Source organism: Microbispora sp. KK1-11 (assembly GCF_006874435.1).
Lineage (GTDB): Bacteria > Actinomycetota > Actinomycetes > Streptosporangiales > Streptosporangiaceae > Microbispora > Microbispora catharanthi.
Genome location: NZ_VIRJ01000058.1, coordinates 1 through 22,091 on the forward strand (window position 1 = coordinate 1; position 22,091 = coordinate 22,091).

Genomic DNA, 22,091 nt, shown 5'->3' on the forward strand with positions numbered 1-22,091 from the left:
GCTGGGTGGTGCCGATGATGACGGCGCGGTGGTCGAACCGGGTGCGGGTGGTGGCCAGGGAGTAGCCGACGTCGACCGGGTCCAACTCGGGGTGCCGGTCCAGATGGTGTGCGAGCCGGGCGGCCTGCGCGGTGAGCGCATCCCGGGACCGCGCCGAGATCACCCACGGCACCACCGGCACCGAACCAGCCGCGCCCGGCACCTCCCGACGACCGTCTGACGCGGTGACGGGGGAGTTTCCGCTGTCCTGGGCAGCAGACGCTTTCAGCGGGCCGGACGGCGACGGGGCGGGAGAAGCCTGCGGGGCGGCGTCCTGGTCGGGTGCTTGTTCGACGATGACATGGGCGTTGGTGCCGCTGATCCCGAAGGACGACACCCCCGCACGTCTCGGGCGGCCGGTCTCCGGCCAGGGCACGGGCTCGGTCAGCAGCGACAGGCCCGCCGACCAGTCGACGTACGGCGACGCATCGTCGGCGTGCAGTGTCCTCGGCAGGACGCCGTGCCGCATGGCCAGCACCATCTTCATGACGCCGGCGACGCCCGCCGCGGCCTGCGTGTGACCGATGTTGGATTTGAGGGAGCCGAGCCACAGCGGCCGGTCGGCCGGCCGATCCTTGCCGTACGTCGCCAGCAGCGCCTGCGCCTCGACGGGGTCGCCGAGCCTCGTGCCCGTGCCGTGCGCCTCGACCGCGTCCACATGCGAAGGAGCGAGTCCGGCGTCCTCCAGGGCCTGGCGGATCACCCGCTGCTGCGACAGCCCGTTGGGCGCGGTGAGGCCGTTGGAGGCGCCGTCCTGGTTGACGGCGGTGCCCCGGATGACCGCCAGCACCGGGTGACCGTTCCTGCGGGCGTCCGACAGGCGTTCGACCAGCAGCAGGCCGACGCCCTCGGCCCAGCCTGTCCCGTCCGCCGAGGAGGAGAAGGCCTTGCACCGCCCGTCCGGCGCGAGCCCGCCCTGCCGGGAGAACTCGGTGAACATGCCGGGTGACGACATCACCGTCACCCCGCCCGCCAGGGCCAGGTCCGACTCTCCCGACCGCAGCGACCGTACGGCGAGATGCAGCGCGACCAGCGACGACGAGCAGGCCGTGTCCACCGTCACGGCAGGCCCTTCGAGCCCGAAGGTGTAGGCGATCCGGCCGGAGGCGACGCTGGTCGCCGTGCCCGTGAGGGCGTAGCCCTCGGAACCACCGGCCGTCTCGTGCAACCGGGGGCCGTAGTCCTGGGGCATCATGCCGACGAACACGCCGGTGCGGCTGCCCGCCAGCGACCGCGGCACGACACCGGCGCGTTCGAAGGCCTCCCAGGCCACCTCCAGCAGGAGACGCTGCTGGGGGTCCATGGCCGCCGCCTCGCGGGGACTGATGCCGAAGAACTCCGCGTCGAAGCGGTCGGCGTCGTGCAGGAAGCCGCCCTCACCGGTCACGGACGTGCCCGGCCGCGCCGCGGCGGAGTCGTGCAGCGCCTCCACGTCCCAGCCCCGGTTGGCGGGGAAGCCGGTGACGGCGTCGGCGCCGTCGAGCACGAGCTCCCAGAGCCTCTCCGGGCTGTCGGCTCCGGGATAACGCCCGGCCATGGCGACCACCGCGATCGGCTCGTCGGCCGTCCGCTCCTCCGACGCCTGCGCGGGAGGCGTCGAGGGAGCGGTCGTGCCGCCCCCGGACAGCGCGCTCAGGTGGCGGGCCAGCGCGAGGGGCGAGGGGTGCTCGAACGTGACGGTCGCGGGAACCGTCAGACCGGTGGCCGTGGCCAGGGCGTCCCGCAGCTCCACCACGCCCAGTGAGTCGAGCCCCAGGTCCTTGAAGGAAAGGTGCGGTTCGACGCTCCGCACGTCCGGATGCCCCAGGACGGCCGCCGTCGCGGACAGGACGAGATCGAGCGACGCCTGCTCGCTCCTCGCGACCTCCGGATCCCGGGCCGTCTCCTGCCCGTGCGGTGTTTCCTTCTGGCGCGGTATCTCCTGCCGGCGCTGTGCCGGCGCAGGCGCGGCCTGTGCCCGCAGCTCTCCCGGCTCCGTCGCCGCGGCGACAGTGTCGATCCAGTGCCTGCGGCGCTGGAAGGGATAGGTGGGCAGCGGGACGCGCCGCGCCCCGGGCCGTACGGCCCGGCTCCAGTCGACCTGCGCGCCGTTGACGTGGAGCGTGCCGAGCGCCCGGAGGAACTCGCCCAGGTCGCCCCTGTCGCGGCGTAGCGTCCCGGTGACCACGCGTCCGAGGCCCGGCGCGGCGTCGCCGGCGTCCAGGATCTCCCGGACGCCCGGTATCAGGATCGGGTGCGGGCTGGCCTCCACGAACACGGTGTGGCCGTCACGCAGCGCGGCCCCGACGGCCTCGTCGAACCGCACGGTGTGGCGGAGGTTGCGATACCAGTAGTCCGCGTCCAGCTCCGCGGTGTCGAGCCGCCCGCCCGTCAGCCCGGAGTAGAAGGCCACGCCGCTCCGCCGAGCCGGGTGCCCCGGCAGGCAGTCCAGCAGGCGGCCCCGTACGGCTTCCGCGTGCGCCGAGTGCGAGGCGTAGTCGATCCGCACCCGCCGCACCGCGACGCCCTCGGCCTCGTACCGGGCGATCAGCTCGTCCAGCGCGTCCGCGTCTCCGGAGACGACGGTGACCGAGGGGCCGTTGACGGCCCCGATCTCCAGCCGCCCCGCCCATTCGGCCACCCGCGCCTCGACCACGGGATGCGGCAGCGGGACCGAGGCCATCCCGCCGCGACCCGATATCGCGGCGAGCGCCTGGCTGCGCAGGACCACGATCGCGGCGGCGTCCTCCAGCGACAGCGCGCCCGCGACGTGCGCTGCGGCGATCTCGCCCTGCGAGTGGCCGATGACCGCGCCGGGACGGACGCCGAAGTGCTCCCACAGCCGGGCCAGCGCCACCATCACGGCGAACAACGCGGGCTGCACGACGTCGACCCGCTCGAACGACTCCGCGCCCGGCAGGTTCCACAGCACGTCGCGGGGCGACCAGTCCACGTGGGGGCGAAGGGCCTCGGCGGCCTCGGCCAGGTGACGGGCGAAGACGGGAGAGGCGTCGGCCAGGTCCCGGCCCATGCCCGCCCACTGGCTGCCCTGGCCGGGGAAGACGAGCACGGTGCCGCCGAGGTCGCGCGCCCTGCCCTGCACCGTTCCGGACGCCAGGTCGCCCGCGCCGAACGCGCGCAGCCGTTCCCGCAGGTCGTGGGGGTCCGCGCCCACCACGACCGCCCGGTGTTCGAAGGCGGTGCGGCCGGTGGCCAGCGACAGCGCGACGTCGGACGGGTTCGCGTCGAGGGCGGCGGAGCCGCTCAGCCGGGCGGCCTGCTCCCGCAGGGCGGCCGGGTCGCGAGCCGACAGGACGAGAGGAACGACCTCCGGGCCGCCCCCGCCGCCCCCGCCGGACCCGAGGGCTTCGCCGTCCCCGGCCGGACCGGCGTCGGTGGCGACCTCCTCCCGAGCCGTCCGCCGCGTCGTACGGGGCGGCGCTCCCGGCCCGTGGGCCGCGGGCGCCGGCGGCGGCTCGGCGAGGACGACGTGGCAGTTCGCTCCGCCCACGCCGAACGAGCTGACTCCCGCGATCAGCGGCGCGTCCGGGCGCGGCCAGGGGGAGAGCTCCGTGGCGACCCGCAGGTTGAGGGCGGCGAGGTCGATGCCGGGGTTCGGCGTCTCGTAGTTCAGGCTGGCCGGAACCTCCCGGTGGTGGATGCTGAGCACGGCCTTGAGCAGCCCGACGATGCCGGCCGCTCCCTCCAGGTGGCCGACGTTCGTCTTCGCCGACCCCACCAGGAGGGGTCGCGTCGCGGGCCGGGCCGCGCCGAGCGCGGCGCCGAGGGCCGCCGCCTCGATGGGGTCGCCGACCCTGGTGCCGGTGCCGTGCAGCTCGACGGCCTGTACGTCAGCGGGATCGACGCCGGCCCTTTCCACGGCCAGCCGTACGACCTGCTCCTGGGCGGCTGCGCCGGGGACGGTGAGGCCGGGGGTCGCGCCGTCGTTGTTGACCGCGCTGCCCAGGATGACCGCGTAGACGTGATCCCCGTCGGCCAGCGCCTGGCGCAGTGGCTTCAGCACGACGATCCCGCCGCCCTCCCCACGCGCGTAGCCGTTGGCCCGGGCGTCGAAGGTGTGGCACCGCCCGTCGGGGGACAGGCCGCCGAATCGCTCCGCGGTCGCCGTGCTCTCCGGGACCAGGTTGAGGTTCACCCCGCCCGCGAGCGCGACGGGCGCCTCGCCCGAGCGCAGGCTCTCGCAGGCCAGATGCACCGCGACCAGCGCGGACGACTGCGCGGTGTCGACGGTGAGGCTCGGCCCGCGCAGGTCCAGCGCGTACGAGACGCGGTTGGCCAGGATGCCGCGGGTGAGCCCGGCGAGCGTGTGGCGGGTGATGGCCGCCTCTCCCCGCTGGTAGACGAGCGTGGCGTAGTCGGCGGCCATCGCCCCGATGACCACGCTCGCCGACGTGCCCGCGAGGTCGGCGGACCGGATGCCGGCGTCCTCCAGCGCCTCCCAGGCGAGCTCCAGCGTCAGCCGCTGCTGGGGGTCCATCGCCGCCGCCTCCTTCGGCGAGACGCCGAAGAAACCCGCGTCGAACTCGTCGACCCGGTCCAGGAAACCGCCCAGAAGGCCGGCGAGCCGGGGCTCGCGGGCCAGGCGGCTCTCCGGGGGCGGGCCCACCGCGTCGCGCCCCGCGCGCAGCAGTTCCCACAGGTCCCGCGGGTGCGGCGCTCCCGGCAGCCGGCAGGCGAGCCCGACCACCGCGACCGCGTCCTCGCCGTAGCCGACCGCCTCGTCCATGGTGAACATCCGTCCCCTCGCGTCGTGCCCGTGCTTCTCGTCGTGCCTGTCGTGGTTTTCTTCGTGCTTCTCGTCCGCGCATACGCCTGACCGGCTCGGCCGCATTCGCCGCTTTCCCCCCGGCGCGCGGCGGTGCGGCCCGGGCTGCCCCATTCCACGGCCGAAACGGAGAAGGAGACAGCCCGGCCCGCCCGCACGGCGGCCTTTCTCCGAGAACGCGCGTGAGCAGCGGCGGCGCGGTTTCGCCGTGCCCGCGCTTCTCGTCCCGGAGCCCGCGGCTCCGGGACGGCCGACCCAATCGACATTTGCACGAATTTCATGAAATAGTCAACTGTGATGGCCGTCACGGGCATATCGGCCTATTCATAAGGATTTCTTTATCTATTTCCATCGGAAATCGTAATTGGACCCGATAGGCGGGATTTGCCTACCGTTTCCGGAGAAACGCGAGCGCACGCAGACCAATGGGGGTAGATCCATGACCGTTGCCGAGGCGGTGGCGGCGCAGGAGAGCCGCGACGTCCGCAAGCCCGTCGCCCGGCTCGGCCGCCTGCTCGACGCGGACTCGATGACGCCGCTGCACGCGGAGGACGAAAGCGGGGTGCTCGCGGTCACCGGGCGCGTCCACGGCTCTCCGGTGGTCGCCTTCTGCACCGACGCGACGGTCATGGGCGGGGCGCTGGGGCTGTCCGGGGCCCGGCACATCGTCGCCGCGGTGGACGAGGCGCTGCGGCGCCGGGCGCCGGTGATCGGCGTATGGCACTGCGGCGGGGCCCGTCTCGCCGACGGCGTGGAGTCGATGCACGGCGCCGGCCTGGTCTTCGAGGCGAACATCCGCGCGTCAGGACGGGTGCCGCAGATCTCCGTCATCGTGGGCCCGGCGGCGGGCGCGGCGGCGTACGGACCGGCCCTCACCGACCTGATCGTCATGTCCGACCTGGGCCGGGTGTTCGTCACCGGCCCCGACGTGGTCCGCAGCGTGACGGGCGAGGAGATCGACATGGAGGGGCTCGGCGGCGCCGACGCGCACGGCCGCCGCTCCGGCGTGGTGCACGTGGTCGCCGGGGACGAGGACGACGCCTACCGGCGTGCCCGCACGGTCACCGGCCTGCTGGCCGACACCGGCGGGTACGCCCTGGACGGCCTGGCCGACGACCGCGACCCGGCCGCCCTGCTGCCCGAGTCGGCCCGCCGCGCGTACGACATCCGCCCGGTCATCCGCGCGTTGCTCGACGACGGCGAGGACGGCGCGGCGTTCGTCGAGATCCAGGCCCGCTGGGCACCGAACATCGTTGTCGGGCTCGGCCGCCTCGCCGGGCACACGGTCGGCGTCGTGGCGAACAACCCGCTCCGCAAGGGCGGCTGCCTCGACGCCCTGTCGGCGGAGAAGGCCGCCAGGTTCGTCCGGATGTGCGACTCCCACGGCGTTCCGCTGGTCGTGCTGGCGGACGTCCCCGGCTACCTTCCGGGCGTCGGCCAGGAGTGGGGCGGCGTGGTCCGCCGGGGGGCGAAGCTGCTGCACGCCTTCGCGGAGGCGACCGTGCCGCGGGTGACGGTGGTCGTCCGCAAGTCCTACGGCGGCGCCTACATCGCCATGAACTCCCGCTCGCTCGGGGCGACCGCCGTCTTCGCCTGGCCGGGAGCGGAGGTGGCGGTCATGGGGGCCGAGGCGGCGGTGGGAATCCTGCACCGCCGGCGCCTCGCCGCCGCCTCCGGGGAGGACAGGGAGCGGCTGCGCGCCGAGCTGGTGCGGGAACACGAGGAACTGTCCGGCGGCGTCCGCCGGGCGCTCGACCTCCGGGTCGTGGACGAGGTGATCGACCCGCGGACGACCCGGCGGCGGCTCGCCGAGGCCCTCGCCGCGGCGCCGGCCACGCGGGGAGCGCACAACAACATCCCGCTCTGACCCCGCAAGAGTCCCCGGGCACGGGAGAGCGCTCTCTTGACCGGAGGGCCGTCCGGGGTGACGATCTGCGCAACACGCCCGTACCACCCGATCCGGCCCACGCGGCTCCTGGAGAACGGACGTTCATGCGCAGACTGATCACCCCCCGCCCGCCGGGCCGCCGGCGGCTGCTCTCGGCCCTGACCGGCCTCGCCCTGCTCCCGGGCGCCGTCGCGGCGGCCGTCCCCGAGACCCGGGGGCACGTAGGCACGCCCACCGGCCGGCCGGTGGTCGGCAGACCGGACATGGACCACGGCTGCGCGCGTATCGAGAAGCGCCTGCCCGCGCTGCCCGACTGGCCTGCGGTCAGAAGCGACGCCGGGCGCAACCCGGCCGACGAGAAGCGCGTCGCGAAGATCGTCGCGGGGATGACACTGGCCGAGAAGATCGGTCAGATGACCCAGCCGGAGATCTCCGCGATCACTCCGGCGGAGGTCGCACAGTACGGCATCGGCTCCGTGCTCAACGGCGGAGGGTCATGGCCGGGCCGCGACAAGCACGCCTCACCACAGGACTGGCTCGCCCTCGCCGACGCGTACTGGCAGGCGTCGGTGAGCACGCGGACCAAGATCCCGGTCATCTGGGGCATCGACGCCGTGCACGGCAACAACAACGTGTTCGGCGCGACGCTCTTCCCGCACAACATCGGCCTCGGCGCCGCGCACGACCCCTGCCTGCTGCGCGACATCGGCGCCGCCACCGCCGCGCAGGTCCGCGCGACCGGCCAGGACTGGGCCTTCGCGCCCACCCTCGCCGTCGTCAGGGACGACCGCTGGGGCCGCACGTACGAGGGCTACTCGGAGGACCCGCGCATCACCCGCGCGTACGGCTACGAGGTCGTACGCGGCCTGCAGGACGGCGGCTCCCGCAGGCTGGGCGACCGGGGCGTGATCGCCACCGCCAAGCACTTCATCGGCGACGGCGGCACGCTCAACGGGCAGGACCAGGGGGTCAACCCCTCGTCCGAGGCCGACATGATCAACATCCACGGCCAGGGCTACTACGGGGCGCTCGCCGCCGGGGCGCAGACCGTCATGGCGTCCTTCAACAGCTGGACCAACGAGGACCTCGGCATCACCGAGGGCAAGGCGCACGGCAGCAGGAAGCTGCTCACCGAGGTGCTCAAGCAGAAGATGGGCTTCGACGGCGTCGTCGTCTCCGACTGGAACGGCATCGGCCAGGTCGCCGGGTGCACCAACTCCAGTTGCGCGCGGGCGATCAACGCCGGCATCGACGTGGTGATGGTGCCCAACGACTGGAAGGCGTTCATCTCCACCACCATCGCCCAGGTCGAGGCGGGAGAGATCCCGATGTCCCGGATCGACGACGCCGTGACGCGCATCCTGCGGGTGAAGCTGCGGGCGGGCCTGTTCGACGCGCGCAAGCCCTCCGCGCGCCCCGGTGCGGGCTCGGCGAAGGCCCTGCAGGCGCGGGCGCTGGCCAGGAAGGCGGTGCGGGAGTCGCAGGTCCTGCTGAAGAACAACCGGAAGGTCCTCCCGCTCTCGCCCCGATCCAGGGTGCTGGTGGTCGGCAAGAGCGCCGACAGCATGCAGAACCAGACCGGCGGCTGGACCCTCACCTGGCAGGGCACCGGCAACACCGCCGCCGACTTCCCGAACGGCACGACGATCCTGGGCGGCCTGCGCGAGGTCCTCGGCACGGACAGCGTGACCTTCAGCGAGACGGCCGACGGCGTGGACCCGAGCCGGTACGACGCCGTGATCGCCGTGATCGGCGAGACGCCCTACGCCGAGGGCGTGGGCGACCTCGGGCGGCGCTCGCTGGAGGCCGCCAAGCTCTACCCCGGCGACCTCGCGGTGCTCGACAAGGTCGCCGGCAAGGGCACGCCGGTCGTCACCGTCTACGTCACCGGCCGCCCGCTGCATGTGAACAAGGAGCTCAACCGGTCGGACGCGTTCGTGGTCGCCTGGCTTCCCGGCACCGAGGGCGGCGGCGTGGCCGACCTGCTGGTCAGGAGCCGCAACAGCGGCTCCGGCTACACGGGCACGCTGTCGTACTCGTGGCCGAGGAGCGCCTGCCAGTCCCCGCTCAATCCCGGCGAGGAGGGATACGACCCGCTCTTCCCCCTCGGCTACGGCCTGCGCTACGGGCAGACCGGGTCGGTCGGCGCGCTCGACGAGACCTCGCCCGAGTTCGGCTGCTCCGGCACGGGCGGCGGCGGCACCGCCACCGAGGACCTGGAGATCTACAACCGCCAGGACGTGGCGCCGTACAAGAGCTACATCGGCTCGGCCGAGAACTGGGGCGGCACGGAGATCGGCGTGGACGGCGAGGCGGCGCACTCGGAGATCGCCGTCGTCCCGTCGGACGTCAACCTGCAGGGCGACGGGCTGAAGGCGACCTGGAACGGCGCCGGGGCGGCGCAGATCTACCTGCAGAACCCCGCGGGCGGCAGCGACCTGCGCGGCTACCTGAACGCCGACGCGGCGCTGGTCTTCGACACGATCGTCCACCAGCCGCCGGCGGCCCGCACGGTGATCAGCGCCCACTGCGTCTACCCGTGCTTCGCGGAGGTCGTGGCGACGTCGCTGTTCCAGAAGCTGCCCGTGGGCACGAAGGCGACTGTCAAGATCCCGGTCTCCTGCTTCTCGCCCAACCTGGACTTCGAGAACGTCAACACGCCGTTCCTCGTCTACACGGACGGCGCGTTCTCGGCCTCGTTCGCGAACGTCCGGTGGGTGCCTGGCGCGGCCAAGGACGCCGACGCGCGAAGCTGCGCGGACCTGACATAGCGGCACGTGAGCGCCCCCTGAGCGCGGCCGCGTTCAGGGGGCGCTCACGATTCTCCCAGGCTGACCTCCTACCCTGACCGGATGTTCGTCGATGCTGTGGAAACGAGCCCAAGCGGTGTCAGGGAGGAGGAATCATCTGCGCGGCCGCAGCCGCCGTCGCCGGCGCCGCGGCAGGGATGGCTGGACGCGTTACGCGGGATGGCCGCGATCGTCGTGGTGTTCGAGCACTCCCTGGACGCGCTGTTCCCCGAGGTGCGCGCGGGCGCCGGCCAGTGGTTCAACTTCGGCCAGTACGGCGTGCTCGTGTTCTTCCTCGTCAGCGGCTACGTGGTGCCGGTCTCGCTGGAACGCCGCGGCAGCGTCGGCGGATTCTGGATCAACCGGGTCTTCCGCCTGTATCCCCTGTGGTTCGTCGCCGCGGCGGCAGGGACGGTGTTCGGCGCCGAAGGCGTGTACGCGACGCTGCCGGATCAGCTGGCCGACAATCCGGGCATCTCGGCCCTGGCACACCTGACGATGCTGCAGGACCTTCTTCAGGTGGTCAGCGTCGTCAACGTGTTCTGGACGCTGTCGTACGAAATGGTCTTCTACCTGCTCGTGACGGCGATGTTCGTGGCGGGCGTGCACCGCGCCAGCGCCACGGGCATGCTCGCCTTCGCCGCGGCGGCTCTCACCGTGGGCGGACTGCTTCCGGCGGGCGCGCTGTCGCGTGGCGCGGGCACCGCCCAGGTCGTGGCGGTCACGGCGGTCCTGTTGCTCGCGGCGGCCGCGTCGCTGGCCTGTCGCGGGCGGCTGCGCGCGTGCGGCACCGCCGCCGCGGCCGTGCTGGCCCTGGTGCTGCTCGGCGTCAACAGCCGGATCGGGGCGTGGCAGAGCCTCGCCATCCTCGCGACGATGTTCGCCGGCACCGTGCTCTACCGGCTCGACCAGGGACAACTGCGCTGGAGGAAGAGCGGGTGGGCGCTGGCGTGCGTGCCGGTCGCGTCCATCGGCGCCGCGTGGGCCTTCGGCCCCGGCTGGGGCATGCCCGACGACCAGGTGCTGGCGTTCACCAGGGGGTGGTCCACGGCCGTCGCCGCGGCATGGGCCACCTTCCTGGCCGCCCGCCTTCTGCGGCGCCGGCCGATGCCCCGCGCCCTCGTGTGGCTCGGCCTGATCAGCTACTCCGTCTACCTGCTGCATCCCCTCGCCGTGCAGGTGCTCCGGCGGCTGACGACGGACCCGGGCCGCTTCTCCCTCACAGAACGCCTGGCCATGGCCGTCCTGCTGCTCGCGGTGGTGATCGCCTGCTCCGCGCTGACCTACCGCGCCGTCGAGCGCCCGGCCCAGTCCCTGGGCCGTCACCTGGCCCGGAGGGCGCGTTCCACGGCCCTCGCGACAGGCCCGGCCGGTGTCAGGCCGCCGGGACGGCCTCCCCGGCGACGTCGGCCTCGGCCCTGGCCGTCACCCGCCGCCGTACGGCCAGGCCGAAGCACGCGACCGCCAGGCTGAAGACGCCCGCCACGACGAACGGCCCGGCGGGGCGCCACGCGTCGAACAACGCCCCGCCGAGCGCCGAGATGATCATCACCCCGGCCGCGCCGCAGAGCGTGTGGACGCCGAACGCCGAGCCCCGCACCGCCGCCGGCGCCTGCTGCGCGAGCAGCGGGCCGGCCGTGGTGATGGCGGCGATCTCGCCCACGCCGATCAGCACGGCGACCAGCATCATGCCCGGGCCGAGGGGATCGGAGACGAGCAGCGTCGACAGGTAGGCGAGGGCGGCGACCACCTGTGCCACGACGACCAGATCCTGGCGCCGCATCCGGTCGCCCAGCCAGCCGAACACCGGCGCGCACAGCAACGCGACCATCTGCGAGACGCCTACCACGGCGCCGGCCTTGGCGAGCGCCTCCGCGCCGGACAGCCCGCCGTGCTCGGTCCCGTGGTTCTTGATCCACAAGGACATGAAGGCGACGACGATGGCGAGGTCGGCCCGCGCCACGAACGACGCCGCGTACGACAGTGCCACTCCCGGGTCGCGGACGAGCGCCACGCCCTCGCGCACCAGCCGCACCAGCGGCACGCGCTCGGCGGCGACCGGCCGCACCGGCGACAGCGTCAGCCACAGCAGGCCCGCCGTGACCAGGACGCCCGCGGCGATCAGCAGGAACGCCGTGCGGGCCGCCTGCACCGGCGCAATTCCGCCCGCCTCCAGCGTCTGCGGCAGCCGCACCAGGACCAGTACGGCGACCAGCGCGCCGAGGCCGCCGAAGAAGCCGATGAGCCCGTACGACGCCCCACGCGACCTGCTGCGCACGTAGTCGATCGCGATCGTCGACAGCATCGCGTTGATCGCCGCGACGCCCAGGCCGAACACCACCCGGAGCGCGGCCAGCACGGCCGTGTTGGCCGCGAACGGGAACAGCGCGGTGCCGGCGGCGCACAGCACCAGGCCGGAGACCACGATCACCCGGCGCCCGAACCTGTCGGCCAGCGCGCCATACCAGGCGAGGCTCGCGACCATGGCGAGTTCGGCCGCCGTGTTGAGCAGGCCGACGACCGTGCCCTGCCGTGACTCGGGCAGCCCCAGGATCGTGGTGAGGATGTGCGGCTGGGCCGACGGCAGGAAGGAGATCACCGCCGTGCCGGCCGTCGCCAGCGCGAGCAGGGCCCACATGTTGGCACGGGTGACGCCGTCGGCGAGATACGCGCCCAGCACACGGCGCAGGGGTGTCATGGAACGATCATGACATCGTCAGGCGTCGATCTTCGGGAAATGTCGCGTTCCTCTATAGATGCGGTGCTTCGTGGGCAACGAGCTAGGATCGCCCGCGTCGATGATGATCAGGGGAGGCGTCATGGAACCGGCGGGGATGGGGCCCGGCTTCGACCCGAACGTGCCCAACGCGGCGCGGATGTACGACTACTTTCTCGGGGGCAAGGACAACTTCCCCGCCGACCGGGCGGCTGCCGAGCAGGTGCTGCGGTACGTGCCGGAGATCCCCCTGGGGATCAGGGAGAACCGCGAGTTCCTCGTCCGCGCCGTGCGGTTCCTCGCCGGCCGGGGCATCCGGCAGTTCCTCGACATCGGCGCCGGCCTGCCCACCCAGCGCAACGTCCACCAGGTGGCGGCCGAGCACGCGCCCGGCTCGAAGACGGTGTACGTCGACAACGACCAGCAGGTGCTCGCGCACGCCCGCGCGCTGCTCCAGGACAGCCCGCAGGTGCGGGTCGTGGAGGGCGACCTGCGGCGGCCGGAGGAGATCCTGTCCCACCCCGAGGTGCGGGGCCACCTGGACCTCGACCGGCCGGTCGCCGTGCTGCTGCTCGCGATCGTCCACTTCCTGCCCGACTCCGACGAACCCCGCCGCCTGATCAAGGAGATCCGCGAGGCGCTCCCACCCGGCAGCTACGTGGCCATCTCGCACGTCGCGGTGGACGAGCGCCCGGAGCGGGCGCCCGCCGTCGAGCGGGTCTACCAGGGCGCGTCCGCGCAGTTCGTGGCCAGGCAGTCGGACGAGATCACGCCGTTCTTCGAGGGGCTCGACCTGGTCGAGCCCGGCGTGGTCAACCTGCACCAGTGGCGGCCCGAACACGAGGCGTTCGACCCTCGCCTGCTGGCGGTCAAGAACTACTTCCTGTGCGGGGTCGGCCGCGTCTCCTGACGCGCCGTCCCGGCCGAGGGCGCGAGCCTGCCCGCGCCCAGCAGGACCGCCAGCAGCAGCACGGTGACGAGAACGAACGAGGCGGGCAGCCCGGCCAGTGTGGCGATCCCGCCGATGGCGCTCGGCGCGACGAACCCCGACGCGTAGCTCACCGTGGCCGCGCCCGCGACGCCCTCGCTCGGCGAGGGCCCGGCGTTGCCCGCCGCGGCGAACACCAGCGGGATGACCACCGCGATCCCCACGCCGATCAGCATGAACCCGGCGATCGCCGGCACCGGGGTCCGGGAGACCACGACGAGCAGCCCGCCGAGCGCCGACAGCGCGGCGCCGCCGCGCACGGTCGCCACCGGCCCCAGCCGCCGCACCACCGCGTCGCCGCACAACCGGCCCGCGGCCATCATGCAGGCGAAGGCCGTGTACGCCGCGGCGCCCACCGCCTGGGACGCGCCCGCGACCTGCCGGAGGTAGACCGCGCACCAGTCCTGGGCGGCGGCCTCGCCGAACACCGAGCAGAAGCCCACCAGCCCGATGAGCAGCACTCCACGCGGCGGGAGCACGAAATGGGGCGGGGCCGGCTCGTCCTCGCCCGCCCGCACGTCGAGCAGCAGCGGGCCCACGGCCAGGGCCACGAGGAACAGCACGACCGCCGTCCCGCCCAGGTGGAGCCGGGCGTCGAGGCCCGCGCTCGCCGCCAGCGTGCCCACCGCGCCGCCCGCGAGCGTCCCCACGCTCCACATGCCGTGCAGCCCGGACATGATCGAACGGCCGAGCCGCTGCTCGACCACCACCCCCTGCGCGTTCATCGCGACGTCCCCGATGCCGGCCACCGCGCCGTACAGCATGAGCGCCGCGCACAGCAGGGGCAGGTTCGGCGCCAGCGGGGGCAGGACGAGGAGCAGGCACCACAGGCCGATCGAGACGCGGGTGACGGCCCGCCCGCCGAACCGGTGCGTGAGGCGCCCGGCGGTCGGCATCGCGAGGATGGAGCCGACCGCGGGCGCGAGCAGGGCGAGCCCGAGCTGGCCGGGCCCGGCCCCGACGTGATCCTGGATCCAGGGGATGCGGGAGGCGAAGCCGCCCGTCACCGCGCCGTGCAGAGCGAAGGTGACCGACACCGCGAACCTGGCCCGTCTCAGCTCCAGAAGATCCACGATCACACGGTATGTCCTCGGGAGCCATGCCGGCAGCGTGACCCCTGCGACTACCGTGACGGGCCGGGCTTCGATGATCACGAGCCGGGAACGGTTCGTCTTCACTTGGATGACCGAGGCGGCCCACGGCCGTCCGGGGTCCGTCCCAGAGGGTGGACAGACCTTGGAGGCGCCCATGAAGAAGTCCAGCCCGATCCTCGCGACCCTGACCATGATCGCCCTGTTGTTCGCCACCGCCTGTTCCGCCGGGGTGAGCGCCCCGGACGCCGGGGCCAGAGCGCCGGCCGCCCCGCAGAACTTCCCGGACTCCGCCCGGCAGGACCACACCGGCGGACAGATGCCCTCACTCGACCGGGAACAGGGGGCGCACAGCGCGGAGGAGCCGTCGACCTTCGCCCTCGACGTCGACACGGCCTCCTACGGCTACGCCCGCCGTGCCATACAGGAGGGGCGCCGGCCGGAACCGGGACAGGTGCGTACGGAGGAGTTCGTCAACGCCTTCCGCCAGGACTACGCGGAGCCGGAGGGCGACGGCTTCGCCGTCCACCTCGACGGCGCCAGGATGCCCGAGAAGGGGACGGCGCTGCTCCGCGTCGGCCTGCAGACCCGCGCGCCGGACACGTCGGTGCGCCGGCCCGTCAGCCTCACCTTCGTGGTCGACGTCTCCGGGTCCATGGCCGAGCCCGGCCGGCTCGACCTCGTGCGCCGGGCGCTGCACACACTCGTCGACCAGCTCGTGCCCGGCGACCAGGTATCCATCGTGTCGTTCCGCGAGGAGGCCCAGGTGGTCGCGGAGATGACGGCGGTCACCTACCGCTCCGATCTGCACCGGTCGATCGACATGCTGAGCGCCGACGGATCGACCAACCTGTCGGACGGCCTCGAGACCGGCTACCGCCTGGCGGCCGGCGCCTTCAGGGAGGACGCCACCAACCGCGTCATCCTGCTGTCCGACGGCTTGGCCAACACCGGCGAGACCGCCTGGCAGGCGATCCTCGACCGGGTGAGCGAGTACGCCGGCAAGAAGATCACCCTGCTGTGCGTGGGCGTCGGCCGCGAGTACGGCGACCAGCTCATGGAGCAGCTCGCGGACAGGGGCGACGGCGCGGCCGTGTACGTCTCCACTGAGGACGAGGTGCGGAAGGCCTTCACCGAACGGCTGACCACCACGTTGGAGGTGCGTGCCCGGGACGCCAAGGCGCAGGTCGCCTTCAACCCGTCGGCGGTCGAGTCGTACGCGCTCCTCGGATACGAAGACCGCGCGCTGACCTCGGAGGACTTCCGTGACGACAGCAAGGACGGCGGGGAGATCGGTCCCGGTCACTCGGTCACCGCGCTCTACCGGGTGCGCCTGCGCCCCGGCGCGGACGGCCGGCTCGCCACCGCCACGGTGCGCTGGCTGGACCCCGACACCCGGCGGCCGTCCGAGGCGGACCGGAGCGTCGACGTGTACGCGCTGGCCCCGGCCCTGTGGGGGAGCGCTTCCGTCCGTCTCCAGGTCGACGCCGTGGCCGCCGATTTCGCCGAGCACCTGCGCGCCCCGTGGTCCGGCAAGGGCGGGACGTGGAGCCTCGCCGAGCTGACCGGCCAGGCCGACCGCCTGGCGGCGCGGACCGAGGACCCGGCCGTGACCGAACTGGCCACGCTGCTGCGCAGGGCCGGTGACCTGGGCTGACCGCCCACGCAAGGGCGGCGGCCCCGGCCGGCGAGCCGAGGGAAACGCGGGAAGCCGGGCCAGGTGCCGGGGGCTGCGTTCGGGGTAAGGGCGGAAAGACCATAGGGTCGTCCCGTGCACATTCGCCCCGCCGCAGGCCGGGACCAGGAGCAGGACCAGGAGCAGGACATGGCCGTGAACGAGTTTGACGAAGGACCCGGCTTCGCCGATCTGGCGCTGGGCCCCGAGCTCCTCAAGGCCCTGTCCGGTCTCGGCTACGAGGAGCCCACACCGATCCAGCGGGAGGCCATCCCGCCGTTGCTGGAGGGCCGCGACCTCCTCGGACAGGCCGCGACCGGCACGGGCAAGACGGCCGCGTTCGCCCTGCCCATGCTCCAGCGGCTGCGCGGCGGCCTCCACCCGGCGGCCATGGAGGCCGGCGGCGGCGAGCCCGCGGGGCTGGTGCTGGTGCCCACCCGCGAGCTGGCCGTGCAGGTGTCGGAGGCCATGCACCGCTACGGCCGCGACCTCGGCACGCGGGTGCTGCCCATCTACGGCGGCCAGCCGATCGGGCGGCAGTTGCGGGCGCTGGAGCGCGGCGTGGACGTCGTCGTCGCCACCCCGGGCCGGGCGCTCGACCACATCGGCAGGGGCACCCTGCCGCTCAAGGGCCTGCGCATGATCGTCCTCGACGAGGCCGACGAGATGCTCGACATGGGCTTCGCCGACGACATCGAGGCGATCCTCCAGGACACCCCGGAGGACCGGCAGACCGTGCTGTTCTCCGCGACCATGCCGCCGCGCATCGACGGGATCGCCCGCCGCCACCTGCGCGAGCCGGTGCGGATCAGGATCGAGCGGGAGGCGCCCGCCGCCGGCGAGGCCCCGCTCATCCGGCAGAGCGCCTACATCGTGAGCCGGGCGTACAAGCCGGCCGCGCTGGGCCGCGTGCTCGACGTGGAGGCACCCACCGCGGCGATCGTCTTCTGCCGCACCCGTGAGGAGGTCGACAGCCTCACCGAGACCATGAACGGCCGCGGCTACCGCGCCGAGGCCCTGCACGGCGGCATGGGCCAGGAGCAGCGCGACCGGGTCATGGGCCGGCTGCGCAGCGGGACCGCCGACCTGCTCGTCGCGACCGACGTGGCCGCGCGCGGCCTCGACATCGAGCAGCTCACCCACGTCATCAACTACGACGTGCCGTCCGCGCCCGAGTCGTACGTGCACCGCATCGGCCGGGTGGGCCGGGCCGGGCGCGAGGGCGTCGCGATCACGCTCGCCGAGCCGCGCGAGCACCGCATGCTCAAGACCATCGAGCGCGTCACCCGCAGCAAGATCGCGGTGGAGAAGGTACCGACGGTCGCCGACCTGCGCGCCCGGCGGCTGGAGCTCACCAGGGCCGCCCTGCAGGAGAGCCTGATGGAGGACGGCGACCTCGACCGCTTCCGCGTGGTGGTCGAGACGCTCGCCGACGAGTTCGACCTGGTCGACATCGCGCTCGCGGCGGTCAAGCTCGCCCACGAGTCCACCGGCGCCGCGGCCGACGAGGAGGAGATCCCCGAGGTCACGCCGCGCGCGCAGCGGCCCGAGCGCGGGCCGCGCGACGACAGGTTCGGCCGCGACGACCGGCGCGGGCGGCGCGGGGGCGGCGCGATGAGCCGCGTCTTCGTCGGCGCGGGCCGCAGCGCGGGCGTGCGTCCCCAGGACATCGTCGGCGCGATCACCGGGGAGACCCGGGTCAGCGGGCGCGAGATCGGCGCGATCGAGATCGCCGACCGGTTCACCCTGGTCGAGATCCCGGACGGCGCCGTGGACGAGGTGGTCTCGGCGCTGCGCCACACCACGATCAAGGGCAGGAAGCCGATCGTGCGCAGGGACCGCGACGGCGCCCCCCGCGGCCGCCGCTGACCGCCGGATTCTCCGCCGCCGGCCGACCGGATCGCATGGGAAGGTCGGTCAGCGGGCGCCCACGGACCTCCCTGAGCGGGCGGCCGCGGCGGTCCTGCGCCGCGCCGCGCGCCAGCGGGCGAGCAGCAGCGCGAGCAGGCCCGCGAGGACGGCGACGGTGACACCGGTGCCGAGCAGCGCCCCCAGCCGCTGGTCGGACGCCCGGTCCGGCGCCCACGGCAGCCCAAGCGCCGCGTACCATATCGGTGCCTGCGGCGGCCCCGCCAGCACCACCAGCCCCGTCCACGCGCGTACGGCGATCGCCCCCGCGAGCATCCAGGCGCGGACCTGGGGCCGGATCGCGCGCGGGAGCGGGTCCGCGCCGGCGGCCACCGCGAGGAACAGCACCGCGGTGACCGTCACCACCGTCTGCGCGGCAAGCCGCAGGGCGAGGCTCGGCTGGGCGTATCCGAACAGGCCGGTCAGGTACAGCGCCGGATACGGCAGCGCGTACACGGCCAGCGCCGTCACCGGGTGTGACAGCGCGCGGCCGGCGGGACCGCCGACGGGATCCGCATCCGGACGGGCCCGCCGCCACAACGTCACCGGGGCGCCGAACACGAGCAGGACGGGACCCACGGCGCCGAGCAGCGCGTACTGCGCCGCGTGCGCCGAGAACAGCGCGGGCGCGTACGCCGCCACTCCTCCCGACGTGGCGTAGCCGACGACGACCAGACCGGCCAGCCAGGAGGCGGTCCGCGCGGCCGGCCACCCCTCTCCGTCCCCCGGAGCGCGCGACAGCCGCCGTACGCCGGACAGGTACGCGGCGAGGGCGGCGGCCAGCAGGAGCAGCGCGATCGGGTCGGGCCGCACCTCGGTGACGAGCGCGCCCGGGGTGAGGGGAGGCAGGGCGTATCCCAGCGCGTCGTGCTCGTGTACGGCGGTCTCCGTGGCCGGCGGGGGCGTGCGTCCCAGCGCCACGGCCAGGCCCAGCGTGCCGGCCATCACCGCGATCTCGCCGCAGGCGAGGCGGAGGAACGGCGCGCGGGCCCCGCCGGAGTCCATCGCCTCGATGGTCCCGCGCCGGTGCCGCCACCCGAACCAGCCGAGCACCGCCAGCGCGGCGATCTTGGCCAGCACGAGCAGGCCGTACCTCGACTGCCAGAGCAGGGGCAGCGAGCCGAGCCTCACCCAGGCGTTGAGCGCGCCGGACGCCCCGACGGCGGCGAAGCAGCCGAGCGCGAGCGTGCTGAAGCGGCGCACGGCGACGGTGAGCCCGGGCGCGGCGCGCAGGTGCGCCACGAGGGCGTACAGGCCGCCGGTCCACAGCGCGACGGCCGCCACGTGCGCCATCAGGCTGAGGACGGCGAGGTTGTGGTCGGCGGCCGAGGCGGAGTGGCCCACGTACGCAGGGGGCAGCACCGCGAGGAGCGCCACCGCGAGCAGCGTGAGCCGGAGCAGGGGGCCGTTCGGCAGGAGCGACCCGGCGGCGATCGCCAGAGCCGCGAGCGTCACCGTCAGGAACGCCTGCCCCTGTGGGATGTGGAAGAGGAAGGCGGGCAGCGCGCCGGAGCGCAGCGCGCCTCCCGGGGGCAGCCCGAGGAAGTCCGACAGCGTCAGCACCTCGGTGACCGCCGCGCTCGCCGCCCAGCCGAGCGCCCAGGCCCCGGCCGCCCGTACGAGGGCCCGGCCGCGCGCGGGGGCCAGCACGACGGCCGCCAGCAGGACTCCGACCGTGGCGGCGGCGCAGAGGTCGTGGACGAGGCGCACGACCGGCAGGCCCCAGACGGTCAGGGCACCGGGGGAGGGCAGTCCCTGGATCGCCGGTTGCGGTCTGCCGCCGCCGAACCACAGGGCGAGCGCCAGCACGGCGAACGCCGTCGCGGCGACGGCGGGGACTACTACGCCGCGGTGGCGCTGGGGAGATGTCATCGTCGGCGTCCTCGGCTCGGCACCGTTGATCGCTAGCGAGTATGACCGAACGGGCGTCCTCAGGGCAGCCCCCGCGACAGGATCGGCCCTCGCTGCGGCGTCCGGCTGAAACGTTCAACGGCCCCTTCCTGGGCCGATGCCGACGTGGCGGGCTACTCGCATCGTGGGGAAGATCGGTGCGAGAGCCGGCCGGGCGTGTCAGCGTCGACGTGCCGACATGTTCTCCTTCCTCCCGTCAGGTGAGGCGCGTGGGGGAGAAGCCGGTGCGATCGCGCTGTCTCACGGGGTCGGACGCGAGATGCCGCGCGGTCGCGGGAACGGTCAGGTCTTCCTCCAGATGGTTCTACGTGGGATTGTTAGCGTTAACAATTCAATGGCGGAGATGTTCTCCTTCCGGGGAGCCGCCCGAGGGGTTGATGCAGCGGAGCAAATACGACGCCGCGAACGCTGTCAAGACCCCGGGTCAGGGCTGCCGCCGGGATTCCCGGGCATCCGGGGGCGCACCTCCTCCTCGCCTGCGGACCGCGCTGAAAGTTTCACCGGTCGGGGCGCACGCCGGGAGGTGCGGGTTCGTCGGACACCTGGGGCCGCGACGGGAGATGCCTGCGCGAAACGATTCGCTCAACGGTCTTGACACATCTCATGGTGGTTTCGACACTGATCTCGCGTTCGGCTTCTTCCTGCCTGGGTCGGGGATGAGCGGCAGGGGCCGGCGGTGACGCCGGTCGCGTCGCGTCCGGCGATCCGCCACGCAGTGAATCTCGCGGGTATCCCGGCTTCCTCCTTGTCGTACAGCCATGCCCGCTCGACCTGGACGCGGGATCCGCCGGCTTCCTTCTCCGGAGATCGGCCGTGCCCGCACCTGTCGAGGGCCCCCTATCAGAAGGAGAAACGAATGCGACTTCGCGGTCCTGGCCGGCGACGGCCCCCCGGGCATACCGTGGGTGGCCGTTCCCCCCGCGTTCGGCGGCTACGGCGGCTGGTCGCCGCCGTACACCTCGCGATCGTGACGATGGTGCCGGCGGGGTGGGCGGTCGCGGACGGCGCCGCGGCCGCCACGACGAGAACTGACGCCGGCGCGGCGGTGGCGGCGGTGACGACTCCGCCGATGGGCTGGGCGTCGTGGAACACCTTCGCGGCCCAGATCAACTACAACGTGATCAAAGCTCAGACGGACGCGATGGTGTCCTCGGGGATGAAGGACGCCGGTTACCAGTACGTCAACATCGACGAGGGCTGGTGGCAGGGAACGCGTGACGCGTCCGGCAACATCACGGTCGACACGGCGGAGTGGCCGGGCGGGATGAAGGCGATCGCCGACTATATCCACAGCAAGGGTCTGAAGGCGGGCATCTACACAGACGCCGGTCGGAATGGATGCGGCTACTACTACCCGACCGGCCGTCCTGCCGCGCCGAACACCGGCAGCGAGGGCCACTACGACCAGGACTTCCTCCAGTTCTCCCGGTGGGGCTTCGACTTCGTCAAGGTCGACTGGTGCGGAGGGAGTGCCGAGGGTCTCAACCCTCGCACCGCCTACCAGGCGATCAGTGACGCGATAGACCGGGCCACGGCACAGACCGGGCGTCCGATGGTGCTGTCGGTGTGCAACTGGGGTGTCCAGAGCCCCTGGGACTGGGCGCCGAGCATGTCCACCATGTGGCGGACCAGCGGCGACATCATCTACTGGGGGCAGACCGCGTCGATGGACCGCGTGCTGGCCAACTTCGACTCCGCCCAGCATCTCGCCGCCCAGAGCCCGGGGCACTACAACGACCCCGACATGCTCGTCGTCGGGATGAACGGCTTCTCGGCCGCGCAGAACCGTACGCACATGGGCCTGTGGGCGATCTCGGGAGCGCCGCTGCTGGCCGGCAACAACCTCGCCACGATGAGCGCCGAGACCAGGGCGATCCTGACCAATCGGGAGGTGCTGGCGGTCGACCAGGACCCCCTCGGGCGGCAGGGGGTGAAGGTGGCCGAGGACCTGAGCGGCCGCCAGGTGTACGCCAAGGTGCTGTCGGGGACCGGCCGGCGCGCGGTGCTCCTGCTCAACCGGACCACCTCGCCCGCCGCCATCACCGCCCGCTGGTCCGACCTCGGCCTCGCCGGGCCGGCGACCGTACGGAACCTCTGGACGGGGACCGACTCCGGGACGTTCGACGGCGGCTACACCACGACCGTGCCGGCCCGCGAAGCGGTCCTCCTCACCGTCACGGGGAGCGGCGCCACTCCGTCCCCCACGCCCACTCCCACCGGAGGAAGCGCGATCAAGGGTGTGGGGTCGGGCCGGTGCCTGGACGTCGCCGGCGTCTCCCAGGCCAACGGCGCCCAGGCGCAGCTCTGGGACTGCAACGGCC

General features: G+C 73.4%; 11 protein-coding genes. 7 read left to right on the forward strand and 4 right to left on the reverse strand.

The features are described from left to right. On the reverse strand, positions 1-4,765 hold a 4,765-nt coding region (locus FLW16_RS41830), incomplete at its 3' end, for a type I polyketide synthase (RefSeq protein WP_142566544.1). Between the two features lie 478 nt (positions 4,766-5,243). On the opposite strand from FLW16_RS41830, the gene FLW16_RS41835 reads away from it, so the two are divergent. From FLW16_RS41835 to FLW16_RS41845, 3 genes are all read left to right on the forward strand, one after another. Beyond that, positions 5,244-6,671: an acyl-CoA carboxylase subunit beta gene (locus tag FLW16_RS41835; RefSeq protein ID WP_142566545.1), complete on the forward strand. Its 1,428-nt coding sequence runs from the start codon at positions 5,244-5,246 to the stop codon at positions 6,669-6,671. Positions 6,672-6,796: 125 nt separating this feature from the next. Beyond that, positions 6,797-9,463, forward strand: coding sequence for an exo 1,3/1,4-beta-D-glucan glucohydrolase (locus FLW16_RS41840; RefSeq protein WP_142566546.1), 2,667 nt, complete (start codon positions 6,797-6,799; stop codon positions 9,461-9,463). Positions 9,464-9,544: 81 nt separating this feature from the next. Continuing rightward, positions 9,545-10,954 carry an acyltransferase gene (locus FLW16_RS41845; RefSeq protein WP_142566547.1) on the forward strand — a complete coding sequence of 470 codons (1,410 nt, stop codon included), beginning with the start codon at positions 9,545-9,547 and terminating at the stop codon, positions 10,952-10,954. Here the strand turns inward: FLW16_RS41845 and FLW16_RS41850 are convergent. Then, positions 10,857-12,179 carry an MFS transporter gene (locus FLW16_RS41850; RefSeq protein WP_142566548.1) on the reverse strand — a complete coding sequence of 441 codons (1,323 nt, stop codon included), beginning with the start codon at positions 12,177-12,179 and terminating at the stop codon, positions 10,857-10,859. The two genes, FLW16_RS41845 and FLW16_RS41850, sit on opposite strands and share 98 nt — an antisense overlap. Before the next feature lie 121 nt (positions 12,180-12,300). On the opposite strand from FLW16_RS41850, the gene FLW16_RS41855 reads away from it, so the two are divergent. Beyond that, positions 12,301-13,107 carry an SAM-dependent methyltransferase gene (locus FLW16_RS41855; protein WP_260616183.1) on the forward strand — a complete coding sequence of 269 codons (807 nt, stop codon included), beginning with the start codon at positions 12,301-12,303 and terminating at the stop codon, positions 13,105-13,107. Here the strand turns inward: FLW16_RS41855 and FLW16_RS41860 are convergent. Beyond that, positions 13,074-14,258, reverse strand: a complete 1,185-nt coding sequence (locus FLW16_RS41860; RefSeq protein WP_260616185.1) for an MFS transporter — start codon at positions 14,256-14,258, stop codon at positions 13,074-13,076. The two genes, FLW16_RS41855 and FLW16_RS41860, sit on opposite strands and share 34 nt — an antisense overlap. Before the next feature lie 175 nt (positions 14,259-14,433). On the opposite strand from FLW16_RS41860, the gene FLW16_RS41865 reads away from it, so the two are divergent. After that, complete coding sequence (locus FLW16_RS41865; RefSeq protein WP_260616186.1) at positions 14,434-15,933, forward strand: von Willebrand factor type A domain-containing protein; 1,500 nt, start codon at positions 14,434-14,436, stop codon at positions 15,931-15,933. A gap of 114 nt (positions 15,934-16,047) precedes the next feature. Then, positions 16,048-17,820 carry a DEAD/DEAH box helicase gene (locus FLW16_RS41870; RefSeq protein ID WP_396687218.1) on the forward strand — a complete coding sequence of 591 codons (1,773 nt, stop codon included), beginning with the start codon at positions 16,048-16,050 and terminating at the stop codon, positions 17,818-17,820. Positions 17,821-17,868: 48 nt separating this feature from the next. Here the strand turns inward: FLW16_RS41870 and FLW16_RS41875 are convergent, their stop codons facing one another. After that, a complete protein-coding gene (locus tag FLW16_RS41875) occupies positions 17,869-19,731 on the reverse strand; it encodes a cytochrome c oxidase assembly protein (protein WP_142566549.1) in 1,863 nt (620 codons plus the stop codon). A 1,012-nt stretch (positions 19,732-20,743) separates the two neighbouring features. On the opposite strand from FLW16_RS41875, the gene FLW16_RS41880 reads away from it, so the two are divergent. Then, positions 20,744-22,091, forward strand: a 1,348-nt coding sequence (locus FLW16_RS41880; protein WP_142566554.1) for an alpha-galactosidase, incomplete at its 3' end; no start/stop codon positions are given.